We start from the raw sequence: 25,179 nt of genomic DNA, 5'->3' as shown, positions 1-25,179 counted from the left end.
ATGGAAATGAACACAATGATATTCATCGTATTTTTGCTATTCATGTTAATCTCGCTAGTCCGGATGGCCAGCTTACAGCGGCAGGTGAATGAATTGAAAAGAGATGTTGAGCGTTTGGAAAATGGTGCCGGTGTGCCGTCAAATGTTTCAGCTCCATTAACCTCATCCTTATCTCAGCAGCAAGGTTCATCATCGTCGTTCACTGCTTCATCTTCGACAATAGACGCAGCGCCTTCGGAATTAGATCAGGAACTGCTCTCCCTGCTTCAGAAGGATCAGAAAATTAAGGCAATCAAGCGACTTCGTGAAGCTAGAGGATTATCTCTTAAAGAAGCCAAAGATTATGTAGAATCCTTGGATCGTTAAGAGACTTGGCCGAGATGTAGTTAATTAGCTGTGGAATTCCACTCATCAATGTTTCAAAAGTAAACTCCCCCGCAAGATGGATCCATTCCGGTTAAAAGGTGTTTAACTTTAACGGAGTAGTCTCCATCTGAGCTGGGAGTTTACTTTTGATTCAAGCTATGGTACAGTTATTTCAATATTTTTAGAAATAAGAAATAAAGATGAAAGGAAGCATGAAAATGCAACAATACACTAATGAAATTGATCAGGCTGTCAAAATTCATAAAGCCTTAGGAGAGCAGACACGGTACAAAATTATTCAGATTCTGTCTAATGAAAGCAATCTATGTCCGGCAGACCTAGAAAATCGTCTTGTTACAGTTGCTCTATCCACCTTGTCCCACCATTTAAAACAATTGTATGATTGTGGTCTGCTTACTTCTCAAAAAAAGGCACGTATATTTACTACAGCTTGAATACAGAGACTGCACAGAAGTTTGTTCCTTATCTTATAAAGACTTAAAATTTTTAGATATTATTTCTATAATTCTAGAAATATAAAACAATCATTTCAACACTATTACTACTGCAATAATAGAGTGGAAAGCGATCAACCGTAAGCATAGTAAGCAAGAATATAATGCCAACATGGTAGTTATCTATGGCTTCTCTTTTGCAGTTATTTCTATATTTCTAAAAATATAAATTTATATTAGAAAGAGGTAATCTTTTTTATGTCTAACACTTGGAAAATTTATGTTCTAGCTCTGGTTAGCTTTCTTGTAGGAACATCTGAATATGTCATCGCAGGTATTCTTGATCGGATTGCTGATACCATGAACATTTCACTCGTTGCTGCAGGGCAACTTATTTCAATCTTTTCACTTGTATATGCATTAGGTACGCCCTTACTTGTGGCTCTGACATCTCGGATTGACCGACGTAAGTTACTCATCTATTCCCTTGGTTTATTTGTACTAGCAAATCTATTTGCTTATGCCCTACCTGGATTTGGACTTTTTGTTGTTGCTCGGGTATTCATGGCGCTTGGGGCTGGAGTTGTTGTTGTAACTGCATTAACGGTTGCGGCCAAAATTGCAAGTGAAGGGAAACAAGCGAGTGCAATCGCAACAGTTGTTACAGGATTTACGGGATCTCTTATTATAGGTGTGCCTTTAGGCAGATTAGTTGCTGCATCATGGGACTGGAAGCTGATTTTTGTAGGGATCTCTGTTCTAGGTATTCTCGCTATGATCGTTATTGCATTGACCATTCCATCATCTGAAGGGGAAGCACCTATACCGTTGAAAAAACAATTAGCTTTGTTGAAGCAACCACGTATCTTATTTGCACTGTTCGTAACATTTTTCTGGTTAGGTGGTTACTCCATCGCTTATACGTACATCTCTCCATACTTGCTTTCCGTTGCTAATATGAATGAAACCTTGCTTAGCTCAGCTTTACTTGCATTTGGCATTGCCAGTTTAATTGGATCTAAGATTGGTGGTTATAGTACAGATCGTTGGGGTGTAAAACGTACTCTTCTACTAGGAATGTCATTACACATCGTGAGTTTAATCTCACTGAATTTCAGTTCTCAATCAACAATTGCTCTACTTATTATATTGGTGTTATGGTCTTTTGCTGCGTGGTCATCGGGACCTACACAACAATATAAACTAGTTACGATGGCGCCTGAATCCTCTGGTATTATGTTGAGCTTAAATAGTTCAGTAATGCAACTCGCGATGGCTGCTGGGGCTGGAATTGGTGGTATCGCAGTCAGTCAGATTTCCATCCAATCCATTACGTGGATTGGAGCTGTTGGTGTAGTTGTGGCAATTGTTATCATGATGATCTCCTATCATGCTGCTTCCTCTAACACTAAAGAGAGTACGCCTGAAGCTACCTAAACACTAGTAAAGTTTCTGTTCTCATTTCCGAATACAAAGAACAAAGAGGCACTGTCAGTTAGACAGATGCCTCTATGTATTCATCATGTTAGTGTTTAACAAACATATATACGGTGCACGTAAGATTATATTTGATAACTTACTGAGCAGTTACAGCTCCATCAATTGGATATACAGCACCATTAATATAAGGAGCTTCGTCACCAAGGAGGAACGCAACCAGGTTCGCAATTTCCTCTGGCTTACCTAAGCGTCCGGATGGAATGCTATCCACGGTTGCTTTGAACACTTCCGGATTATCCTTACCAAACTGAACAACCATAGGAGTTTCAATCGTACCTGGTGCAATCGCATTGACACGAATGTTATCTTTGCCATATTCGATTGCGGCTGTACGTGTTAATCCAACGACTCCATGCTTCGTTGCTGCATAAGGAGCAACGGCTTGTACGCCTACAATTCCCGCTGTAGAGGCAGTGTTAAGAATGGCACCTCCGCCTGTTTTGAGCATTTCAGTAATCACGTATTTCAAACCGTAAAATACACTTCTCAGGTTAATATCGATAATTTGATCGAATTGCTCAATCGTATGTTCGATTAATTTGACGCCAGGTCCCGAGATACCCGCATTATTAAAGAACATATCAATTCGTCCGAATTCCTCGACGGTCTTCTTCACATAGTTTTCTACATCTACTGCCTTACTTACGTCGGCTTGAACAAAGATCGCTTTGCCGCCTAACGCCTCAATCTGTTTCACCGTTTCTTGGCCTGTCGCTTCAACCAGATCAACGACCACAATAGATGCACCCTTCTCAGCGAGCTTCAATGCAGCTGCCTGTCCCAATCCACTTCCTGCTCCAGTGATAATGGCTACTTTTCCTGTATGACTCATTCTGATCTCCTCCATGTGTGTGTATTATCTTGTCGTTGGATTCAATAAATGAATATGAAGCAGCTAGTAACACATCATGCAACATATGTATGTCAAAAAGACACATAATCCTATCTGACAATATTTATTTTATAGGACTTACAAAATAAAAACAATTTTAAATAATATGATGCACGATAATATAGACATATACAACGTGATTAAACAAGGAGCGCCACACTCATGCGAAGCATGGCTAACTCCCTTTTAACAAGCAATCAGTCCTGTAATTATTCCAGAGATGGAACAAGAAATATGTTTCTAGCAAACTCAGCTGTTAGCTTAGTTAAGGTACATATCACTTCTCTGCAAGCTCTGCGCTACTTACCGTAGCAGATTAGTCTTGGCTAGTTCAATCAGCTCATCGCCGCGACCATTCAGCACAGCTTTCATCATCCACAACGTGAATCCTTCAGCCTGTTTAATATTAATCTTCGGTGGCAACGAGAGCTCCTGACGATTCACGACAACGTCGATCAGGACAGGACCATCATGCTGAAGTGCACGCTGGACTGCTCCTTCAAGCTCGGCCGGATCTTCCACTCGGATTCCTTCTATACCCATCGCCTGTGCAACCATAGCGAAGTTAGGGTTTACAAGTTCCGTCCCCGATTCTAGAAAACCAGCAGCCTTCATCTCCAGTTCAACAAAACTCAGTGCACCATTGTTGAATACAACCACATTAATCGGCAGGTTATGCTGCTTCAGCGTTAATAGATCGCCCATAAGCATTGCGATACCACCATCCCCGGATAGTGAGATGACCTGTCTACCTGGATTCGCAACTTGAGCACCAATCGCTTGGGGTAGCGCATTAGCCATTGTGCCATGGTTAAATGAACCAAGCAGCCTGCGATTACGGCTCATTTCAATATATCGAGCAGCCCACACTGTAGGCGTACCTACATCACAGGTGAAGATGGCATTCTCAGCTGCAGCGTCACTAATGATCTTCGTTAAGTATTGAGGATGGATTGGCTTTTTACCCGGTTTGCCAGTGGCTAGCTCGTCCAGCTCTTTACGTACTTTGACATAGCGATCAACACTTTTCTTCAGATGTTTGTCAGAGTGTTCTTTAGTTAGATATGGCAATAAGGCTTCAATCGTTGATTTCACATCACCACAGACACCGAAGTCGAGCTTCGTACGCCGTCCAAGATGCGAGGACTGAATGTCGACCTGTAATACCGTTGCATCCTCAGGATAGAACTGACGATACGGGAAGTCTGTACCCAGCATCAAAAGTACATCACAATCCATCATCGCATGATAGCCGGAAGAATATCCGATCAGCCCCGTTAATCCGACGGAGTACGGATTGTCATATTCAAGGTATTCCTTGCCTCGTAGCGCAATGACCATGGGTGATTTAAGACGTTCGCATAGTTCCATTAATGGTTCACGAGCACCTGCACAGCCGGCTCCGCAGAGCAATGTTATTTTTTTATCTTGATTCAGGAATTCCGCAAGCTTGATTAGTTCAGGCTCAGAAGGATACACGATAGGATTAGTCGGATGGTATACATGTTCAGGAACAGGAAGATCTGCCGCTTCTAGAGCCGCTACATCCCCGGTAACACAACAACCGAAACACCTGAACGAGCGACTGCCGTCTGTATAGCCATCGTTAATGAACGAGGCATCTGTTTGGCTGTGGTAATGACTTCACAATAGTGACTACATTCTTGGAACAGATATTCTGGATGAGTGGCCTGAAAGTATTCACTCCCGATCTCGTCGCTCGGAATGTGGGCGGCAATGGCAAGTACCGGCACACGGTTGCGATGACAATCGTATAAACCATTGATTAGATGTGTGTTTCCCGGGCCGCTACTACCTGCACACACAGCAATACTACCGCTTACTTCGGCATCTGCACCAGCTGCAAAGGCGGCGACTTCTTCATGTCGAACATGAATCCATTCGATTTTACCTGATCGGCGGATCGAATCCAGGACAGCATTAAGAGAGTCACCAACAATGCCATAGATCCGCTTGATACCGGCATTTAATAGGGCTTCGACAAGAACGTCTGCGATTGTTTTCTTCATGATGATCTCCTTTAATTGCTTATTTTGAGTTAGGCTTCCACGTCATGAATATACCTATTCTTATACCCCAATGTTTTGAATATCGAATCAAATTTATATGTATGTATAGATATATTATAAGTGAATACAATAAGAAAAATCCGTCTGTCATAGGACAAACGGATTGGGGGATGAAATGCTTTATTTGACTGTTATGTGCACGTAATAGATGGATTAGATCGCAGGCATTACATTGCCACCATTAACCGGTATGTATGCACCTGTAATAAATGAGGAAAGATCGGACGCAAGAAAAGCCACGGCATTGGCAATTTCCTGGTCTTCCCCTCTTCGTTTCAGCGGAACAGTACGTGTATAGCCTTCATCATGTCCCGGTTCACTAGAACGATCACGCTCGCTAATTGTCCAGCCAGGAGCTACCTGATTAACGGTGATTTGATATTCGCCGACTTCTTTTGCTAGTACACGGTACAAGCCATCCATTCCACGTTTACCCGCAGTATATGCGGACTGTGTCTCGAAATTTTGCATTGCACATTCGGTGTTAATGCCTATAAATCGCCCACCTTTAACCTCTTTCATATAAGGAATAAAGGCTTTGGCTAGATAGACGCTCTGCATTACACAAGACTCGAATTGTCCGAGGTAGTCTTCAGGCGCCTGTTCTAACACCGTTGTCCACGCATATTGAATGACAGCATTCGCCACAACGATATCTACCCCACCTAGGCTAGATTGAATTTGTTCTTGCAAACGTGGAGCCGTCTCAGGTTTGGTAATGTCACCTTGAACAATAATGGCTTGTTTGCCCATGCTCTCAATTTCACGTTGAAGCTCCCGAGCCTTGGTCTCATTATTTATGTAATGCAAGGCAATATCAGCACCACAATCAGCGAGGGTACGCGCAATCACTCTTCCTAATTGACCGGTCGCTCCAGTAACCAACGCCGTCTTTCCTGTGAGATCCAATTGTTTCAACATCAACACCTACCTTTATGGAAAACGATTTCGGTATTCCGTATGAACAACTATGATTTTAATTTATGATGTATGTTGGATCAGATCAATTTCTTGGAAACGACTGACTTCTTTTTCCCAGCGTTCTGCTACATATTGGACATGAACCGGGTGGTTGTTGTATGCATCATACGCAGCTTGATTCGCAAAAACCATCGAAAAGCTGTAATCGAATTCATTTTTCTCGCTCACTTGGCGAAATACTTGAAACTGCTCCACACCTGGGATCGCTGCTAGCGCCGTTTGGCTTTCCTGCAAAAAGGACTCTGCCTCAGGCGTATCCTTGCCCACGTAAAGTGTAAAAGTGACCATATGTGTAATGCTACTCATGTTAATGTCCTCCTTCAATATGATCTTGCTCTGTTTCTTAGTGTACCCTTGAATGTGATGTAAGCGCAATCCTAAATATGCAGAATCATGTCTAAAGTTCGTTTGACAACACACATGGCTACCATTCACACGCAATTCTCAAGAGAAACAAAAAAACCTTGGGAACGAATTCCCAAGGCTTTCATGCAATCTATGGACAGACTAGTTTTTGAGGTTGTATTTACGGTTGAACTTGTCAACACGACCACCGATGTCCACGTTTCTTTGTTTACCAGTGAAGAACGGGTGGGATGCGGAGCTAGTGTCCACACGGATTACTGGGTAAGTGTTACCATCTTCCCATTCCATTGTTTCGTTCGAGAATTTAGTCGAAGAACTCAAGAATTTGTAATCAGCGCTTGCATCGTAGAAAATTACGATTTGTGTCTTTGGATGGATATCAGCTTTTGGCATATCTATTTACACTCCTTTAAAATGGGTACTTCCTAGAATCAAACTAAATTTTATTATACTCTTTTTTGCAAGAAGCACCAGCAGGAATTGATCAAACGTTAAAAATTTTACAATTCGACGTTATTTGCACCTCTTCTGAAGTTATTTTCTTCCCTTCTCCAGCACATCTAACATGTACTCTAGAGCCTCAAGCTCATCCCAACCTCTGGTTTGCAATCTGACAATACTCCCTTGCCTTATAGGCAGAAGAGCCATACCGAGCAAGCTTTTGACATCAACTCGACGTTCATAATCAGCATCCAGAAACGACATTGAAATATCGGAGGCAAAACGTGATGCTTGAGAAGAAACAGACATCAGATCATCTCGGTGAAAATCCGTGTGAATCGTAAATTCATGTGTTCTCACAACCTTCATATCCTTTCGCTAACTGTAAAATTAACCTACTCACGTACATACGAGCATGCCATATATTAAAATCTTCCAAGAATTATACCACTTTATATGGGCTTGTATAGCTTATTATGACTGTAAAATAAAAAAATAAGCCCCACTAACCGGGGCTTAACAGCAACGATTATCGAACAACCGCTGCCCGTTCTTATGACCTTTCAAGGATTGGTTATTTCATTACATCCCATTAGGGTAAACCATCACTTTAAGACTTCCGCTTTTGTTGTGCAAAGCTCGCTCCATCGCCTGCTGCGTGTCCTCCAGGCTATAACGATCGGTAATCAGCGTCATCACGTCATGTTTACCAGAGCTCAAGAATTCAATCCCTGCACTATACGTATTCGCATAGCGGAATATCCCGTAAATATCGACCTCATTATCCGCAATAAAAGGAACATTCAGCGCTATTTCGTCCTGAGCAGGTAAACCAACAATGGCGAGTTTCCCTCCGCGACGTAGTGAATACAGCGCTGTCTGTAGTGCTTTGGGATTGCCGGCAGTTTCCCACGCGGTATCAACACCTTGACCATTCGTGAGTTCACGAATGATTGAAAGTGCGTCTTCATTCCGTACATTGATTGTGTGCGTAGCTCCGAGTCGGCGTGCGGCGTCAAGTCGAACTTCTTCCAAGTCTGTTACAATAATTCGCTCGACTCCGAACGACTTCGCCGCGGCTACAGCCATTAAGCCTACTGGCCCCATGCCCATAATGGCTAACGTTGTTCCCGGAGCAAGCTTGCTACGACGTGCGGCATGAATACCTACCGAGAATGGTTCGTTCAAGGCTGCTTCCTCAAACGAAAGATGGTCTGGAATCGGAAATGCCATATCTTCACGTATCGTCATGTATTGAACAAATGCTCCATCGACAGGAGGTGTCGCCAAGAATTGCACATCCGGACACAAATTATAGCGCCCCTCCTTACAAGCCGAACACCTGCCACAGGTTACCCCAGGTTCGATGGCTACGCGGTCTCCCTGCTTGAGCCTGGTCACATCAGAGCCCACCGCTGCCACGATTCCAGCACACTCATGACCCAGTATAATCGGATTTTCCACGACGAAGCGCCCAATTCGACCATGTTCGAAATAATGTACATCAGACCCACATACGCCTACAGCCATGACTTGGATGAGTACCTCATCTGCCTTAGGAATCGGAACTTTCTGCTCTTCAATGAGGATGTGCCCTGGCTCCTTCATAACCGCTGCCATCATTGTCTCAGGAATTGAATGTTGTCTCATGCTGTGCCTCCTTCTTCTGTCCATACACGAATGATCTCTAAGGTATAGGTTCTATCTAACGTTAATAAATCGTTCTGCCCTGTTCATCATCAATGCCACTCTTACGATAAAAGTAAGTATTAATCATGTCTCGCCATTCTTTCGCATGTTCAGCCTGTTCCTCCTGCAATGAAGCAACCTTGTCATATATGCTTGCATCAATCTTGCCTTCAAGGCTTCTCCATTGATTAGCCAGCTCTTCCGCCTGCGTTGCTCCTTCAAAGTGAGTATCATAAATGTGTTGAATGACCGTTTTGCCGGAGTGAAGCACATGCGTATAAGGTACATGATGGAAAAATAATATCAATTCATCCGGACACTGTTCAAGGGACTCATACTTGTCCATGTTCTGCAGATGATACTGGGAAGTATACCCCGTGCCACTACGCACCGTTCGATCCACACCAATGCCTTCGCAATCGGCAAAGTGGTAAGTTCCCCATTTGGAATACTCATATCCATCAACGTTAGGGCCATAATGATGATTCGGATTAACCATCCAGCCTACCCCAAGAGGTGCTGTATAGTTCTCATAAATGTCCAGTGAGCTCAGCAACATGCCTGAGATGGTATGAATCAACTCTTCGTCTTGTCCAAACGTTAGGCGAATCCATTCCTCAGCGATCTCTTCCGCTGACAACTCAGGATTCCAAGCTAGTCGTCCATACCCATATAAGTTAGCCTGAGCAAGCGGTGTCCTGTCCAGCAAGCATCTGCACCGATGTTCGAGACGGCTGCAAAGCCACTATAAGGTCTGTTGAACATCGATCCATCGACAATGCGTTTAACCTCAGACCCTTCGCCTTTGGCATACGTATCAAAATCCAAAACATCCTTCCATTGTGGTACCAAATAACACAGATGACGCTGCTGACCCGTATATTCCTGCGTAATCTGAAACTCAATCACTTGATTCGTCTGCTCCATGGCACCAAACAGTGGAGATACTGCTTCACGAACCTGGAAGTCCATGGGACCATTTTTGATCTGCAAAATGACATTGTCCGCAAAGCGGCCATCGAGCGGAGTGAAATGATCATAAGCGGCACGTGCACGATCCGTGGAGCGATCACGCCAATCCTGTTTGCAGTTATAGACGAAGCAGCGCCAGATTACAACTCCATTGAATGGATGGAGTGCTTCTGCAAGCATATTGGCTCCATCTGCATGATCACGATTGTATGTGAAGGGACCAGGTCGATTTTCTGAATCTGCTTTTACCAAATAACCTCCAAAATCAGGTATGGCGGCATACACTTTAGCGGTCTGCACATTCCACCATTCACGAACTTGCTCATCGAGAGGATCTGCTGTATTCAATCCACCGATCTCGATTGGACTTGCGTAATTGACACTGAGGAAAAGCTGAATGCCATACGCTCTGAACTCAGAGGCAACTCGTGCCACGTCGCCTAAGAACTGTTCAGTCAGAAACAGGGACTCACGTTGATGCACATTCACATTATTGATGGAGATCGCGTTGATCCCGGTTGAAGCAAGGAGCCGTGCATAATCTCGAATCCGTCCAAGATCGCGGGTGAATTCACCTTTTTCATAGAAGATGGATTCCCCAGCATAACCTCGCTCAATACTGCCATCCACATTATCCCACTGATTAATCATTCGTAGAGAATTGCGTGGTTGTTCTGTAATGTAACGTAATCTAGACTCCAAAGGTTCTGCATCAATCGAACTTTCTTGAGCTAGCGTGAGCTCTCTCAGTACATGAAACGTACCATAAAGGACACCTTGAGCGGATTCGGCTCCAATGGCCAATTGACCTTGCTCTTCATTAAAACGAATAATGTAGCCTTCTCCCTGAACGGAGTTGCGTTCACCCTCACTGAATTGTCCAGCTGCGCTGGATGAACCTGACCAAGTGCCAAGCCATATGCCTGGTGTTACATCTGAGTTCGTTTGAGCGGATTGAGCTTGATTGAGAGTTGGTTTCACCCCATATAGATTCTCTACTCCCTGTATAAGTTCAGCAGCAGCCGTAGATAAGACCTGATGCTCTTCATTTACAATAATGTGCTGAATCCAGGAAGGAGCATGTTTCACTACTCCCCCTCTTCTGGATGAACCTGAACGATAAGACAGCCATGCATCATATTGTGGACCCGATAAGTCCGTCTGAACGATGGATTGACTCATTGGACAGCCTCCTTACTTGCGTAGATACGTCCTAATTGATGACCTTTACCTTCAAGCAGCCACAAAATGGAGGTTACTCCGCGCGGATAATATTTACTTCCTACTGCAACGCCAGATAGAATCTGGTCACTCCAGCACCAGTAGGACTCTTCCGGATGCAATAACCAGTTTACATGGGCAGCATCGGCTTGTTTGCCGGATTCGTCCCACTCAAGCCCCAGAATCTCTCGTGTGATGAATTGAGATAAATAGATTTTGCTAAGCCATGAATTGTTGCTTGTCGAAGACAGCTTCCATCCACCATCCTCAAACAGACAAGTACCTGGTATTAGAACTGTGTTCAAATGCGTTCTCAGTGCTTGCAGATAGGAGCTGAAGCGGCCATTAACATCAAGCGCACCTTCACATCCTGTGAAATACGGGAATACCAAGCCTTCGATTGCTGGGATGATTCGAGAATCATTGTTCTCCGCAATAACCGCTGGAATATACCCCGCTTCGGTTAACTGTGCTGCCACACTTGCTGCACAAAGATCAGCTTGGCGTCCCGCCTGATGAGACAGGTCTGCAAGCTTCTCTGTTGCAAACAGCTTCTCTAGTGCGACATAAACGGCCCAGCATTTTCCTGCCAGATAGATATTGTTACGAGACTGCCCAGTGACACGTCCAGACTATCATAGGTTGTGATCTCTGCTCCGCCTTTGGTACGACTGCTATCCAGCCCCATGAGACCGTTACGCTGCTGTTCTTCCGGGTGATCTCGGTTAAGCATGCTTTGGAAGCAATCCTGAATAACAGGTAACATTTCTTGGACAAAGCTGTGATCCTGCGTCTGCTCAATGTATACCGTCGCACAGCAGAGCCAGTTCACTAATTCCTCATGGCTCATCTGAGAGAAACAATCGTCAATGCCCACAAGCTCGTAAGCGGAATGTCCGGGTCTAGAAAATACATTCGCTACTCCAATATCATGCGTGAACGTGATCCCACCGGGGTATTCTTGCTCTTCACCTGGAAAACGAACATGATCTGTGTAGCTGTACCGCTTCACAAACCATTCCAGCTCGTTCCGCACCGTCCACGGATTAAGAGCCAATTCGAAATACAACTGATCTGCCGTCAGATCCAGTGTATTCATCATGCGATATTCCCCTTCGTTGACAATCCAGAACGGATCTCCGTCCGCATCAAGCAATTGTGTGCTTGCATAATAACTGTGAATGGAATGAGCAAGCATGAAAGCCTGATCTTCTGAGAGAGAAGCCGTTCCTAGGCGTTGATCAGCCTCCTCACAGGATGCTGCCAATTCATTGTACCGATTAAGCGCATACTGCCCTACTTCCTGTATATTTGCAAAATATCGAGTGTACCAATAAGTCGTATCGATTCCAGAGGTAGCAATGCCTCCGCGATAGAAGCAGACCGCAAAACGGTATGTACGCGTCTCGCCTGCCGGAACCTCCATTAACAATGCAGCCGTACCGCCCAGGCCAAACGCAAGATTTTCGACATGTTTATCTTGAAGAATTTTCTCTAATGTGAAACCCAAAGCTGGCCACAGTCCATCATCCGTAGACATGATCGCAGTTAAGCGCCCTTGACCAACACCGGTTAAAGCGCCGCCTTCTGGACCACCAATCATTCTCATTGCTGAATAAGGATCATTGCCTTGATAGCCAAAATACGCTTTGCGTGCCTGTTGTCCCTTCGTATTATCAATCGTCATCTCAACAAGTACCGCAGGTACCAGTGCATCCATCAACGCTTCACGCTCACCCTTCAGCGGCTCTGGTACAGGACGTACCGGTGAGTATATGCGGAAAGTTAGATCTCCTGCTGTCCACGTATCGGTTCCGGAAGTGAACTTACGAGTGATCTCCTCATCTCGGAAAGCCGAAATATACGGCTGCTGTGCTCTTGTAGAAGATGCTGTGGATCCTGCAACTTCGGGTTGTCCTGCTTCTTGCTCTGCATCTGCACTTTCCAGCTTCTCCACGTCATATCTAACACTTTCGTCTTCTGTCGCTTCATAAAATGGAAGGGCTTGATATGTCTCGCCATCTCTAGACTGAACACCAATATAGATATTCTGATCTGCTGGCTTTCCCAGTTCCAGTCCGAGTCCACCCTTCGCTCCCTTATAACCTAAAGTAAAACTAGCAAAAGCGCCAATCGGTGAGTGATGGGCATTATAAAAAATAGATTTGGACGCGCTCATAAAATATAACCCCTCTCAAATGGTTTGCATGCGTTTTCATTAGCCCCATCCTATCATGGGCGTCGAATTGGATACCATGGTCAAATCAATCGGATATTTACCCAAATCGAGCTAATGTAGTACAATATAATAAAGCGCTTACAATTAATTATTAAGTCTTACTATCTATCTTTTAGTAACTGTTCAAAAAAGGCGGTAACCTCTGAATCAACTATTCTAACTATTGAAGGAGAGTTAATATGTCTTCTACCTATCTGCCTCCGCTTCTAGGAGAAAGTGTACATGAAGTCTTTTACCCGGATGTACAGACGACCGTCAATCTATTTGCGATCCACTTGCGCAGTGTTGCTGCAGATTGGGATTATCCGGCACATGAGCATCCTCAGTATGAATTGAATTATGTAACAGAGGGCGAACAATTGATGACGGTTAACGGTCACGTTTACAAGCAAAAGGCTGGCGAATTACTCCTGATTCCTCCAGGTAGCATTCATTCCAGCCAAAGTCGTAATGATCAAGGTTTTACATATTTCTGCATGCACTTTGATATCGATGATCAATTGTTTCTTTCCCTGCTTGCACGAATTAAACAAGTTTTGTTCAGTTCAGATAGCACAGTGACACAAAAAATTGAGCCTGTACTTCGTAAATTAATGAACACTGCCCCTCATCCTACTCCCAGTGCCATGGTGCAACGTATGCAGCTTCAATCCGCTGTATTTGAATTGTTCGGTCACTTGTGGGAAGCTGTCTCGCAAGAAGTAGCTCAGTCATTTACAGACAGCTATGAGAAGATCGAACTCGCTCATCAAATACGGAATCGTCTACAGGGCTTGGTAAGCCAACAATTCAAGCAAGGTCGGGAAACAGATACACACTATGGCATCGACGATATTGCGTCAGAACTGGGAATCAGCTCTTCTCATTGTAATCGGGTATTCAAACAGGTATTTGGGCAATCTCCGCGCGTTGTTTTGTCCGAAATGGTTTTGCATGAAGCGAAGCTATTACTGGTTAATTCAACTCGATCGATCCAGCAAATTTCATCCATGCTTGGTTACAAGGACATTGCTCATTTCAGTCGTCAATTCAAGCGCTGGTCAGGGATATCACCTTCTCAATACCGAATGGAACGAGCGAACGAGAAGTAAACTATTTTAACAACCGCTTGATGGTTTTGAGTTTGCCTGCATAAGGTGGATACAGAATAGGCAGATTCAACTTTGTACTCTTTTTAAGCACACTTTTGAAATGTGAGAATGTCTCAATACTGAATTTTCCGTGATAAGAGCCAACGCCAGAGTTCCCTACTCCACCAAATGGCAGTTGAGGGTTAGCCACATGTGTAATGGTATCGTTAATACATCCACCACCAAAGGACACCTCCGACATAACCTTATCTTGCAACTGTATATCTGTCGTGAATAGGTAAAGAGCCAGTGGTTTCGGGCGTTTCAGAATACCAGCAATGGCTTCGTTTATGTGTTTGTAGGTGATAATCGGCAAAATCGGTCCAAAAATCTCGTCCTCCATGCTGGCTGCATCCCATGAACTTACGTCAATCAGGGTTGGCTCAATATAACGATCATCTTCATCTGACTGTCCACCGTATATCACCTGAGCCTGATCGCGTTCAATAATGGTTGTTAACCGCTTGAAATGAGCGTTATTTACGATTCGTCCATAATCCCGATTATGCTGGATATCAGAACCGTAGAAGGACTCCACCGCTTGCTTCATCTCCGTGATCAGTTGATCCTTCACGCGTTCATGTACAAGCAGATAATCAGGCGCTATACAAGTCTGACCCGTATTAAGTAACTTACCCCACATAATGCGCTGTGCCGCCACTTTGAGATCCGCATGCTCATCTACAATAACAGGGCTTTTGCCTCCAAGCTCTAACGTCACAGGAACCAAGTTTTTGGCCGCAGCCTCCATGACAATCTTCCCGACGGGGACGCTTCCCGTAAAAAAGATATAGTCAAACGGTGCATTAATAAGTGCTGTGGTCGTGTCCTTCGCTCCTTCAACCACTTTTACATAGGAAGGTTCAAATACAGAAGCAATCAACTCACGAACAACGGCCGATACTGCAGGTGTGTTCTCCGATGCTTTGAGCACAGCTGTATTGCCTGCTGCAATTGCACCTACTAACGGTTCGATCAACAGCTGAAATGGATAATTGAACGGTCCGATAATCAGTACTGAGCCATAAGGTTCAGGGATAATATAGCTCTTGGAGCCAATCAAAGCCATTTGTGTTTTCACTTTGACCGGTTTAACCCATTTCTTCACTTTTTTTATCGTGTGCGTGATGCTGTCCAACATAAATCCAACTTCGGTGGTATAGGATTCGAACTCGCTCTTGCCTAGATCGTGATATAGTGCTTCGATCAGTTTACTCTCGTATTGTTGAATCGCTTGTTTAAGGCGCTTGAGTTGTTCGATTCGATATTCCACAGAACGTGTTGCTCCTGAGCGGAAAAATTCATGCTGGTGCTGTAGAATCTCCTCAACTTCACGACTGCTGATTTCTTGTAGGGTGCTCATATTATCATGCTCCTTTGAAGTTATAATGATGAAGCGTTTAAACTTACGAACCTATTGATCGCATAAAGTCCAATCGGACTTCACTTGGGGCTATGTTTATCTATATTGGTTTTAATACCTAGTCTATTCAACAATCTCTTGCAAACTTATATGCACTCTTCTTCCATAGCTGCAACCAGTTCCTTCAACAATGCAACCGAGGATTGAAGCGATGCAGAGTAATAACGTTGGGTGCCCTTCTGTTCCACCGAGATCAGACCTTTTTCAAGCAGTAACTTGAGATGATGGGAAATGGCAGGTCGTGACAAGCTGGATTGTTCTGTAATTTCATTAACCGTCATCTTGCCTTGTTCACTAAGCATGAGCAGGATTGATTGCCGATGGTTATCACTGAGTACCTGAAATAAAGGAATGCAATTTTGAAAAATATGTAGCGCTTTTTGTCCCATGGTTCACCTCTATAGTTTCATTAATCGATTGTCTGTTGGTTTAAACATTTAAACTAATAATTGAATATTACTACTTCTGTCGACAAACTGCAATGATATTCAAGCAAATCACATCAAAATCTATATAAAACCACAATAAATCAATATAAAGCGCTTCCATACCATCACACTTGTATGGTAGTATGTTAGTAGAACAAACTTGAAGATCTTTAAGCATTTGATTTTCGGTTAACGCACTACTACAGCTCTATGTCTGCTTCAAAATAGGTACATATTTAAGGTTTGCGCTGCCTTACTTGATTTACAATATGTTGCATCATTCGAACCCTATCGATCGCACGACACTGATGTAATGATGCAACCATGCTTTCTTACTAAACTTGATGAGGTGAACGTGATGAAAATGGTTTTTCGCTGGTTTGGCGAAGGCAATGATACGGTATCTCTGGATCACATCCGGCAAATTCCGGGTGTCGAAGGCATTGTGTGGGCACTGCATGATGTTCCAGCAGGTGACGAATGGCCAATGGACAAAATCCTGGCAGTGAAAGCTGCTGCGGATCAGGCTGGATTACATTTAGACGTCGTTGAAAGTGTTAATGTGCATGAAGATATCAAATTAGGTCTACCAAGTCGGGATCAATACATTACCAATTACAAAAAAACGATGGAAAAGCTGGCTCAGGTCGGTGTTAAGGTTATTTGTTATAATTTCATGCCAATCTTTGACTGGTTACGCACGGATCTTCATAAGGAACTGGAGGACGGCTCTACTGCCCTCTTCTATGAAAGTAGCAAGATTGCAGATATTGAACCATTGGAACTCGTTCGTAACATTACCGAAAATTCTGCATTAACGATGCCTGGCTGGGAACCCGAACGATTGCAGTATTTAACAGGGCTATTTGAAGCCTATAAAGATGTAACAGAGGATCACATGTGGGAAAATGCTCGTTATTTCTTGCAGGAGATCATTCCAACTGCTGAACAATTAGGCATCAAAATGGCGATCCACCCGGATGATCCGCCATGGCCAATCTTTGGTTTGCCTAAGATCATTATCAATCAGGATAATGTAAGGAAATATCTTGAACTGTATGATAGCCCAAGTAACTGTGTGACCTTGTGTAGCGGTTCGCTTGGCGCTAATCTTAATAATGATATTATCGGAATGATCCATGAATTCAAGAATCGCATTCCTTTTGCCCATATTCGTAATGTAAGGGTCTACGATAATGGAGACTTCATCGAAACCTCTCACCGCAGTCAAGACGGTAATGTCGATATCGCGGGTATTGTCGAAGCCTATCATGATATTGGGTATGAAGGGTATGCCAGACCAGATCATGGACGTCATTTATGGGGCGAACAATGCAGACCGGGATACGGACTCTATGACCGTGCTATGGGAATTATGTACCTTTGGGGCGTGTGGGATTCTCTACAAAGGAGGGCAAAAGCATGAGTGAAGTAATCGGTGAACGCACCTCTCGCTTAGAGGGGAAAGTCGCTGTCATAACGGGAGGCGCAGGTGTGCTATGTCGTTCGATGGCCGAAGAGCTTGCTCGCCATGGCGCAAAAGTAGCTATACTCAATCGTACTGTATCTAAGGGAGAAGCTGTCGTTGCTTCGATTGAAGCTGCTGGAGGTACAGCAATTGCGGTTGCTTGTGACGTTACTCAGGCGGAAAGTGTGCAATCCGCTGCCGCAGTGGTGCTAGAACAACTGGGACCCTGTGACATTCTGATTAACGGTGCAGGTGGCAATAACGCTAGTGCTAACACAACGAACGAAATTTTTAAACTTGAGGATCTGGACCAAGCGGATGTAACGACTTTTTTTGATGTAAGTGTAGAGGGTTTCCGTCAGGTGATGGATCTTAATTTTGTCGGCTCTCTCATTCCTACACAGATCTTTGCAAGACAGATGGTCGAACGAGATGCGCAGGCAACCGTTATTAACATTTCGTCGATGAGTGCCCCGTCTCCTATGACCAAAGTTCCAGCATACAGTGCGGCTAAAGCAGCGATTAATAACTTCACACAATGGCTCGCTGTTCACCTAGCTGAATCTGGAATTCGAGTTAATGCGATTGCGCCAGGATTCTTTCTCACAGAACAAAACCGTAATTTGTTATTGCAGCCAGATGGCTCACCAACAGAGCGTTCTAGCAAAATTATTGCGCATACACCGATGCGTCGTTTCGGCAAACCAGAGGATTTACTCGGTACACTAATGTGGCTTGCGGATGACAGTCAGTCTGGTTTCGTTACAGGTACCGTTATTCCAGTGGATGGCGGATTTATGGCGTATGCGGGTGTGTAATTCTCTTCTATCTTGTACTCTTCTTGTGTGCAGGAAATAGCGAAATTCAATCATTCGATCTTTCATATCATCCGAAGCAGGCTGCAAAGTCCGCTTCGGATTTTTCATTTTCCACTCCGTACTTCCTCACTCCCTCATCCCTTCAATTCGAATAATATGCAATGACGTTGGAAAAACTTGTTATAGTTCTTGGAAAAGTGCTGGATATAAACTCTTCTCTATAAACCTGTAGATATTCGAATCCGCTAACGGTTGGATGAAGTGAAGGCTGGTGAGCATCACATGATGGAAGAAACATGGGTCGTTGCAGTGCGCTCCATAATCGCATTTTTGACGCTGATGATCTATACCAGAGTATTGGGTAAACAGCAGATGGGTAATCTAACCTACTTTGATTATATTAATGGTATTACGATTGGTTCGATTGCAGGAACGTTTGCGACAGATCTATCATCTAAAGGATGGATACATTTTGTGGCTTTAACCATATTCACGATTGTCACCATCATCTTTCAATATATTACGCTAAAGAGTCGTACCATCACGAAATTGCTGGACTCTGACCCCACTTTGGTCGTACAGGATGGCAAAATCCTAGAACACAATCTGAGCAAAATGAGGGTGAAGTTCGATGAACTCACCATGATGCTTCGTCAGAAGGATGTATTCGACATTACCACGCTTAGTTACGCGATCCTTGAGCCCGATGGGAGTATCTCGGTTGTACTCAAACCAGAACATCAGCCATTGACAGCGAAAGATATGCATTTGCACCCACCCAAAAGCCGATTAATGACCGAATTAATTATTGACGGTGTTCTAATCAAGCAAAACCTGGAGGAACGCCACAAAGATATGAAGTGGTTAACGGCGCAATTAAAAAAGAAAAAGCTGACGATTCAGGACATTTCATTTGCCGCGATTTTGCCAAACGACAAGCTTTATATCGATCTCTTTGAAGATCATTTCACCGAGAAAACAGATATGGGAGATTACGAAGGACCTTTCTAATTCAACGTCTCTCTCTTGATTTCAGACATTTCAAAATTTTCGAAGAGAACGTTCCGTCCATACTGACGCAGGAGGACTTGAATGAAAATACGAATCTGGTTACTATATGTTATTCCGATTACTCTACTTATTTTGTTCTGCGTCATTCTTGCCTCTGGACCGTTTCTTAAAAGGCCTTTCGGTACGGAGGATCGTTTACTGGAGTCGGTACAGTCACTTGAGAAGCAAGTTCAGAATAAGCAGTGGCGTGAAGCCAAGTCTGAAGCAGAGTATGCCATGAACGCATGGGATCACATCGTCAACCGTATCCAGTTCAGCGTAGAACGTGAAACCATCTATGATATTTTGGGCACACTCGCTCGAATCAGGGGTGGTGTTGCTGCGCAAGATGATCAGGCGCTCTTGGAGGAGATCCATTATTTTTATGTCCTGTGGGATAACCTGGGAGACTAACTACGTAAGTAATGCTAAAAGGGACTTCCCAGAAGACGGGAGTCCCTCTATTGTGTGGTCATCGCTCAATTAGCCGCGAGAACGCGTTGTACGGCCACTTCCACTTTCTTTCCGGAAAAATAACGTTAATGCGCCCTTAGCACACCATAGCGCGAACAAGGCAAACAATGTTCCCAGAACATTGCAGGCATGAACGTTTGCTGCGCGAGATTGGCTGCATCGCCTGCTCTAGAAGGCTGTGTCCAGGATAGTAATCCGACATACATTGCACTCAAGACAGACTCTTCTAAGGTTAGAAATGCGAGGAATAGGTAGTAGAACTTCACGATTTTGGCGCCAAAAATCATTATCACTACGTTTAAGGCAATAAAGCCGGTTAGCCACAACATGCCAAACTCTCCTCTTACATAGAGCAGCAAGGACACAAGGGCTATAGCAGTTATAATACCTAGACCCAACATATGTCGTCCTTTCCGGTATAGATAGAACAACAACCAGGCGAACAGTGATGCTAAGATATAGCCTGCTAAGGAGACAAGGATGGATCGGCCTGGCGTGAGCATGGTGGAATAAGTTACTCCGCTATGATCCGCGTACAGTTCAATCCGTAATACCTTGCCAGACAACAGCAGTGTCGTCAGCGCATGCGCGAATTCGTGGATCATCGTATCTAGGTTTCGAAATAAAGATGAGAATGGAATAAATCGTGTGAGAAATACAGAGACGATTAGAAACAATATTGTTTTGAGCCATTTATTCAAGTACCGTCCCACCTCCCTTGCCACAAAAATGATGAATAATTAGACTTATCCGTATATTACGTTACTGAAGAGTTAATCGTTTCCTTTCATAAAATGAGCGGCACATTGTTGCATCCACCAACAGAAACTGCGATTATGTCCGATGAAAAAAGAAGATAAATCATAACGTCCACTGCCTGTCTCCAATGTAACAAGAAGTCTATGACGCATATTTTGTATCGCATATTGGACGAATCGATCGGCTGCTTCACTTTTCACTAGTGTAACATACGCATAGAGGGAATGATCGATAGGTTCATCTAAGGGACTTACACCTGCACAAGAAAACTCAGTAGCAATCCCTGCATTCTGAAGCAGAGTGAGTGCCTCAGCAAGCTCGACATCGACCTCTACACCATTCCACAGAGTCGTCCTTTTCGCAATTACCGTCTGTTTATCACGTTCCGTCCAGGACATCAGCTCTAATTTGCGTCTTCTCCATAGGTGAGCGGGCTGCTCACTCAGAAGCTCTTCTTGATCTGCACTCGCCTGATTCACGGTAAGCCTATCGAACACTATGGAATCAGCTCCGTTTAGTTCCTTGTGGTTCAGGTTCGATTCGATTACATCTAATTCTGGATCAATACTCATATAAAGGCTCCCCCTACTCCCGCTCCATATCCGGTCGCCGCAGACAACGAAGAGAGCACATCCCTGTGCTCTCTGCTTCGCCAGTCGGCAAAGGAATGACATCACGTGCCTTCCTCAGCATATTTTATTATTGTACCTCTTTCGTTAATTTGCATCAAATCAGATATCTATTCGTTCAGCGCTAGTTTCAATGCATCTAAATTCTGTCTCATTACGCTGATGTAGTCCATTCCTGCTGTAATCTCATCCTCAGTTAACCCTTCAATTGGATTCAACACAGCCGTCTTCGCACCCACTTCATTCGCAATTGTCTCAGATACTTTAGAAGAAACGAGTGTTTCGAAGAAAATGGTTTTCACCTGATGTTCCTTCGCAAAATCGATTACCGAGGCCATCTGTGCTGCGGATGGCTCTTGTTCAGGAGACAATCCTGCGATAGGGACTTGCTGCAATCCATATTCCTGTGCAAGATAACCAAAAGCAGCATGCTGTGTAATAAAATCTTTCCGTTTACTATCTGTGACAGCTGCTTTGAAATCGGTATGCAATGCTTCTAGTTTAGCTACGTACGCATCCGCATTTTGTTTGAATTGATCAGCATACTCTGGCGCAGCTTCTGCTAAGCCAGCTTCAATGTTACGGACTTCTTGTATCGCTAATGCCGGTGACAACCATACGTGTGGATCAAGTCCACCGTGATCATGACTATGGCTATGGGCATGATCCTCTGTCGTTGCTTCGTCTGCATGGTCGTGATCATGCTCCGCCGTAGCTTTTTCGTCTCCATGATCATGATCATGTTCTTCTGTCGTTGCTGATTCAGCATGATCGTGGTCATGGTCGTGCTCTTCTGTTGTTCCTTCGCTGGCATGATTATGGTCGTGGTCTTCCGCTTCTGAGTCACCATGGTCATGCTCTCCGCCTTCAAGCAGGTTGATACCTTTGCTTGCTTCGACTTGTATCAGTTTGTCATTACTCAAGCTATCTTTCACTTGATCAATCCAAGACTCCATGCCAGCTCCGTTGTATACAAGTACATCTGCTTTCTCGATGCTAGCCATATCTTGAGGTGTTGGCTCCCAATCATGAGGCTCCATACCAGCCGGAACAAGTGTATGTACATCTGCCAGGTCGCCCGCGACATTTTTGGTGAATTCATACATCGGATAGAAGCTTACTTGCACATTTAATTTACGCTCCGTCGCTGCTGGGGTACTAGCTGTAGATGGATCTGTCTCTGTAGCGGACTTCGTCTGTCCACAACCTGCGACAACAAGTGCGAGGCTGAAGAAAAGTCCAAATGCTGCTGTTTTGCTAAATTTCATATTATATATTCTCCTTTGAATGGATAGATAGTATGGCTCTTTGTTGTGTTTGTGCTACGCGGTGACGTTTACGGTTATATAGTGAAATCAGCTTTTGTGCTGATATTCCAGTCAATAGAAATACCAACAGGATTAGTGCAATCGTACCTCCTGGTGGTGTGTTCAAATGATAAGAAGTTGTCAGACCGCTAAAAATTCCGATAAGTCCTGTGACTACAGCAATAACAATCGCTGTAGCAAAACTACGTGATACTCTTAATGCGAGCGCTGCTGGAAGCACAATGAGTGCAGATACGAGCAACACACCAACAATTGGCATGGCTGCTGCAACCGTCATTCCTGTAAGAACGGCAAACGCGAATGATAACCCTTTAACCTGAACACCACCGATGGAGGCCGTCTCTTCATCAAACGTTAAATTGTATAGCGGTCTTCGTAGCACAATGAAAAAGGCTAAACCGATAATACATACCACGACCATCATCAGCAGCTGTATATTACTGACGGCAACAATGGAACCAAACAGATAGGAGCTGAAGGTTTTGGACAGATTGGTTTTCAAGCTCATAAGTACAACGGCAAGTGCAAGTCCTGATGTCATAATAATGGCGACAGGAACCTCACTATAGGTTCGATAACTTCTCCGCAATTGTTCAACCAGTAATGCACCAATGACCGCAATAGCGAAACCACTGATGACCGGATTCAAATTCATAACCGAACCAAGCGCCACCCCTGCTAACGACACATGAGATAAAGTATCAGCCATTAGAACCTGTCTTCGAAGCATAAGGTAAACTCCCAAGATGGGAGCAATGACGCCAATTAATCCACCTGCCCAAAAGGCACGCTGCATGAATTCGTACTCAAACACTGCCATTCCTCACTTTCTTGCCGCTCCAACGTAATCGTTCGATCTAATCGGTTGCCCATCTCTTCCAGACCATGTGTAACCATAATGATCGTGAGGCCGTGAACATCTGCGTAGTGGCGCATCAAGTCATAGAAGCCTTCCCGACTGCGTCGATCCATCCCCGTTGTCGGCTCATCTAACACAAGCACTTGCGGCTGTCCTGCCAGAGCTCTTGCAATACAGATACGCTGCTTCTGTCCACCGGATAGTTCGCCTACTCGCGTATTTCTGTATTCCCACATGCCCACTTCACGAAGGCTGCGCTCCACTATCGCTTCCTGATCGGTGGTAAACTTCCGAAATAGCCCGAGCTTGCGATAACATCCTGATCGTACCAATTCAATCACGGTGCTGGGAAAACCGCTATTGAATGATGCCACCTGCTGAGGCACATAACCAATCTCTAACTTTTTACCGCGGATATTCTGAATGTTCATATGTACCGAACCGCTCCAGGGCTTAAGCAGCCCTAGCAGCAATTTCAGCATGGTTGTCTTCGCAGAACCATTGGGACCTGTAATGCCTACGAATTCTCCCACATGAATATCCAACGACAGTTGATCAATAACAGGTTCTTTCCCATATCCAAACACCACATCACGCATGGAGGATAGTAACATGATTCTTCCTCTTTTCGTAATTATTACGATGTAAAAATGACAAAAAAATTATCGTGTTTCCCGGTGAATCGTCATCTTCTTCAATCGTGGCGAGTATTTCTTCATCTCCAGGCGTTCGGGATGATTACGCTTATTCTTCGTCGTTGTATAGTTGCGATCTCCGCACTCAGTGCAGGCTAAAGTAACAATGACTCTCATGGTTGTTGCCTCCTCTTATTTAATCGTAATTATTACTATTTAACGATACTAGCCTATGCTCTTTCTTTTGTCAACTCTTCAGCTTCTAGTCCACTGTGGAAAAGGATCTTTCAGCTCTCTCCAATTCATATGCATCTCTTCTTCGGTTAGAAGTGTCTCATCGAGAGTACGCTCAATCTCTGCCCGATCCATATCAATACCGATAAATACAAGCTTGGTTACTCGGTCTCCCCACTCATCATCCCAGTCTGGAATTGCGGGTAGCGTGTCGCCAAAATGTAACTGACGTTCCTCTTCACTCATTGCTCCTACCCATATTCCTGCTGGCGAGAGCTGCTTGGATGTGCCTGCATGACTGAAAGAGATCGCCATATGGTTCCGTGTTGCCATCCACATCAAGCCTTTGGAACGCACAATCGGTTCTGGCCACTTGGCAATCCAGTGAAGTAACCGTTCTGGGTGAAATGGACGTTTACGATGATATACAAAAGAATGGATGCCATATTCCTCTGTCTCTGGTGTATGTTTTCTTTCATCAGTTCACGAATCCAACCTGCAGACTGACTTGCTTTTTCAAAATTGAATCGGCCTGTGTTCAAAATTTCATGCGGATCGATCTGTCCATGTGTCGTGCGGATCAATTTGGCTTCCGGTTGCATCGCATGTAATGCTTTTCGAGCTTAGACAGTTCTTCCTCCGTGGCCAGATCACATTTGTTGAGGATGAGCACATCACAAAATTCTACCTGATCCGTTAGCAGATGTACGATTCCACGCACGTCGTCCTCGC

Annotated in this window: 24 protein-coding genes and 4 pseudogenes; 8 read left to right on the top strand and 20 right to left on the bottom strand. The window is 44.2% G+C overall.

What is annotated here, in order from left to right:
* The 3 genes and pseudogenes from DMB88_RS16150 to DMB88_RS16140 all read left to right on the top strand — a co-directional run bounded on the left by DMB88_RS16150 (position 1) and on the right by DMB88_RS16140 (position 2,258).
* On the top strand, positions 1-366 hold the full coding sequence (locus DMB88_RS16150; RefSeq protein WP_128102185.1) for a ribosomal protein L7/L12: 366 nt from the start codon (positions 1-3) through the stop codon (positions 364-366).
* Between the two features lie 218 nt (positions 367-584).
* Positions 585-868: pseudogene (locus tag DMB88_RS16145) on the top strand (ArsR/SmtB family transcription factor).
* A 211-nt stretch (positions 869-1,079) separates the two neighbouring features.
* On the top strand, positions 1,080-2,258 hold the full coding sequence (locus DMB88_RS16140; RefSeq protein ID WP_128102184.1) for an MFS transporter: 1,179 nt from the start codon (positions 1,080-1,082) through the stop codon (positions 2,256-2,258).
* Between the two features lie 139 nt (positions 2,259-2,397).
* Here the strand turns inward: DMB88_RS16140 and DMB88_RS16135 are convergent, their stop codons facing one another.
* The 9 genes and pseudogenes from DMB88_RS16135 to DMB88_RS16095 form a co-directional block, all read right to left on the bottom strand.
* Positions 2,398-3,153 carry an SDR family NAD(P)-dependent oxidoreductase gene (locus DMB88_RS16135; protein WP_128102183.1) on the bottom strand — a complete coding sequence of 252 codons (756 nt, stop codon included), beginning with the start codon at positions 3,151-3,153 and terminating at the stop codon, positions 2,398-2,400.
* Between the two features lie 363 nt (positions 3,154-3,516).
* Positions 3,517-5,243: pseudogene (gene poxB / locus DMB88_RS16130) on the bottom strand (ubiquinone-dependent pyruvate dehydrogenase).
* 213 nt (positions 5,244-5,456) lie between these two features.
* Positions 5,457-6,224 carry an SDR family NAD(P)-dependent oxidoreductase gene (locus DMB88_RS16125; protein ID WP_128102182.1) on the bottom strand — a complete coding sequence of 256 codons (768 nt, stop codon included), beginning with the start codon at positions 6,222-6,224 and terminating at the stop codon, positions 5,457-5,459.
* Between the two features lie 60 nt (positions 6,225-6,284).
* A complete protein-coding gene (locus DMB88_RS16120; protein WP_174715295.1) occupies positions 6,285-6,590 on the bottom strand; it encodes a Dabb family protein in 306 nt (101 codons plus the stop codon).
* Positions 6,591-6,791: 201 nt separating this feature from the next.
* Entirely contained in the window at positions 6,792-7,043 is a 252-nt protein-coding gene (locus DMB88_RS16115) for a type B 50S ribosomal protein L31 (protein WP_056691355.1), read from the bottom strand.
* A 141-nt stretch (positions 7,044-7,184) separates the two neighbouring features.
* Positions 7,185-7,451 (bottom strand): HPr family phosphocarrier protein, encoded by a 267-nt coding sequence (locus DMB88_RS16110; protein ID WP_251382048.1) that lies wholly within the window; start codon positions 7,449-7,451, stop codon positions 7,185-7,187.
* Between the two features lie 222 nt (positions 7,452-7,673).
* Positions 7,674-8,741: an NAD(P)-dependent alcohol dehydrogenase gene (locus tag DMB88_RS16105; protein ID WP_128102180.1), complete on the bottom strand. Its 1,068-nt coding sequence runs from the start codon at positions 8,739-8,741 to the stop codon at positions 7,674-7,676.
* Positions 8,742-8,802: 61 nt separating this feature from the next.
* Positions 8,803-10,934 (bottom strand): annotated as a pseudogene (locus DMB88_RS16100) (alpha-glucuronidase family glycosyl hydrolase).
* A pseudogene (locus tag DMB88_RS16095) lies at positions 10,931-13,152 on the bottom strand (glycoside hydrolase family 52 protein). Before DMB88_RS16095 ends, DMB88_RS16100 begins: the two co-directional pseudogenes overlap by 4 nt.
* A 239-nt stretch (positions 13,153-13,391) precedes the next feature.
* Here DMB88_RS16095 and DMB88_RS16090 point away from each other — a divergent pair.
* Entirely contained in the window at positions 13,392-14,303 is a 912-nt protein-coding gene (locus tag DMB88_RS16090) for an AraC family transcriptional regulator (protein ID WP_128102179.1), read from the top strand.
* A gap of 1 nt (position 14,304) precedes the next feature.
* Here the strand turns inward: DMB88_RS16090 and DMB88_RS16085 are convergent, their stop codons facing one another.
* Together DMB88_RS16085 and DMB88_RS16080 are read right to left on the bottom strand one after the other, a co-directional pair.
* Positions 14,305-15,729 (bottom strand): aldehyde dehydrogenase, encoded by a 1,425-nt coding sequence (locus DMB88_RS16085; protein WP_368028371.1) that lies wholly within the window; start codon positions 15,727-15,729, stop codon positions 14,305-14,307.
* 122 nt (positions 15,730-15,851) lie between these two features.
* Complete coding sequence (locus tag DMB88_RS16080) at positions 15,852-16,154, bottom strand: ArsR/SmtB family transcription factor (protein WP_128102177.1); 303 nt, start codon at positions 16,152-16,154, stop codon at positions 15,852-15,854.
* 397 nt (positions 16,155-16,551) lie between these two features.
* Here DMB88_RS16080 and uxuA point away from each other — a divergent pair, with 397 nt between their 5' ends.
* The 4 genes from uxuA (at position 16,552) to DMB88_RS16060 (ending at position 19,943) form a co-directional block, all read left to right on the top strand.
* Positions 16,552-17,619: a mannonate dehydratase gene (gene uxuA / locus DMB88_RS16075; RefSeq protein WP_128102176.1), complete on the top strand. Its 1,068-nt coding sequence runs from the start codon at positions 16,552-16,554 to the stop codon at positions 17,617-17,619.
* A complete protein-coding gene (locus DMB88_RS16070; protein ID WP_128102175.1) occupies positions 17,616-18,479 on the top strand; it encodes an SDR family oxidoreductase in 864 nt (287 codons plus the stop codon). The genes uxuA and DMB88_RS16070 overlap by 4 nt, the downstream gene beginning before the upstream one ends.
* A 282-nt stretch (positions 18,480-18,761) precedes the next feature.
* Entirely contained in the window at positions 18,762-19,490 is a 729-nt protein-coding gene (locus tag DMB88_RS16065; protein WP_128102174.1) for a DUF421 domain-containing protein, read from the top strand.
* An 81-nt stretch (positions 19,491-19,571) separates the two neighbouring features.
* The gene (locus DMB88_RS16060; RefSeq protein WP_128102173.1) at positions 19,572-19,943 is read left to right on the top strand and encodes a DUF4363 family protein; all 372 of its coding nucleotides are present in this window, start codon (positions 19,572-19,574) and stop codon (positions 19,941-19,943) included.
* A 125-nt stretch (positions 19,944-20,068) separates the two neighbouring features.
* Here DMB88_RS16060 and DMB88_RS16055 read toward each other — a convergent pair whose 3' ends face one another.
* The 9 genes from DMB88_RS16055 to DMB88_RS31270 form a co-directional block, all read right to left on the bottom strand.
* Entirely contained in the window at positions 20,069-20,704 is a 636-nt protein-coding gene (locus tag DMB88_RS16055; RefSeq protein ID WP_254438201.1) for a M50 family metallopeptidase, read from the bottom strand.
* A gap of 72 nt (positions 20,705-20,776) precedes the next feature.
* Positions 20,777-21,334, bottom strand: coding sequence for a hypothetical protein (locus DMB88_RS16050; protein WP_254438200.1), 558 nt, complete (start codon positions 21,332-21,334; stop codon positions 20,777-20,779).
* Between the two features lie 167 nt (positions 21,335-21,501).
* The gene (locus DMB88_RS16045; RefSeq protein WP_128102172.1) at positions 21,502-22,659 is read right to left on the bottom strand and encodes a metal ABC transporter substrate-binding protein; all 1,158 of its coding nucleotides are present in this window, start codon (positions 22,657-22,659) and stop codon (positions 21,502-21,504) included.
* Between the two features lies 1 nt (position 22,660).
* A complete protein-coding gene (locus tag DMB88_RS16040; protein ID WP_128102171.1) occupies positions 22,661-23,539 on the bottom strand; it encodes a metal ABC transporter permease in 879 nt (292 codons plus the stop codon).
* Positions 23,485-24,192 carry a metal ABC transporter ATP-binding protein gene (locus tag DMB88_RS16035; protein WP_128102170.1) on the bottom strand — a complete coding sequence of 236 codons (708 nt, stop codon included), beginning with the start codon at positions 24,190-24,192 and terminating at the stop codon, positions 23,485-23,487. Before DMB88_RS16035 ends, DMB88_RS16040 begins: the two co-directional genes overlap by 55 nt.
* A 48-nt stretch (positions 24,193-24,240) precedes the next feature.
* Positions 24,241-24,390 carry a 50S ribosomal protein L33 gene (rpmG, locus tag DMB88_RS16030; protein WP_036613813.1) on the bottom strand — a complete coding sequence of 50 codons (150 nt, stop codon included), beginning with the start codon at positions 24,388-24,390 and terminating at the stop codon, positions 24,241-24,243.
* Between the two features lie 78 nt (positions 24,391-24,468).
* Positions 24,469-24,828 (bottom strand): CobW C-terminal domain-containing protein, encoded by a 360-nt coding sequence (locus tag DMB88_RS31280; protein WP_254438650.1) that lies wholly within the window; start codon positions 24,826-24,828, stop codon positions 24,469-24,471.
* Positions 24,786-25,049, bottom strand: a complete 264-nt coding sequence (locus tag DMB88_RS31275; protein WP_254438199.1) for a hypothetical protein — start codon at positions 25,047-25,049, stop codon at positions 24,786-24,788. The genes DMB88_RS31280 and DMB88_RS31275 overlap by 43 nt, the downstream gene beginning before the upstream one ends.
* A complete protein-coding gene (locus DMB88_RS31270; RefSeq protein ID WP_254438649.1) occupies positions 25,028-25,120 on the bottom strand; it encodes a hypothetical protein in 93 nt (30 codons plus the stop codon). Before DMB88_RS31270 ends, DMB88_RS31275 begins: the two co-directional genes overlap by 22 nt.
* Positions 25,121-25,179: the final 59 nt, after the last annotated feature.

This window comes from Paenibacillus sp. DCT19 (assembly GCF_003268635.1).
Classification (GTDB): Bacteria; Bacillota; Bacilli; order Paenibacillales; family Paenibacillaceae; genus Paenibacillus.
This window is presented reverse-complemented; position numbering and strand designations above follow the sequence as displayed.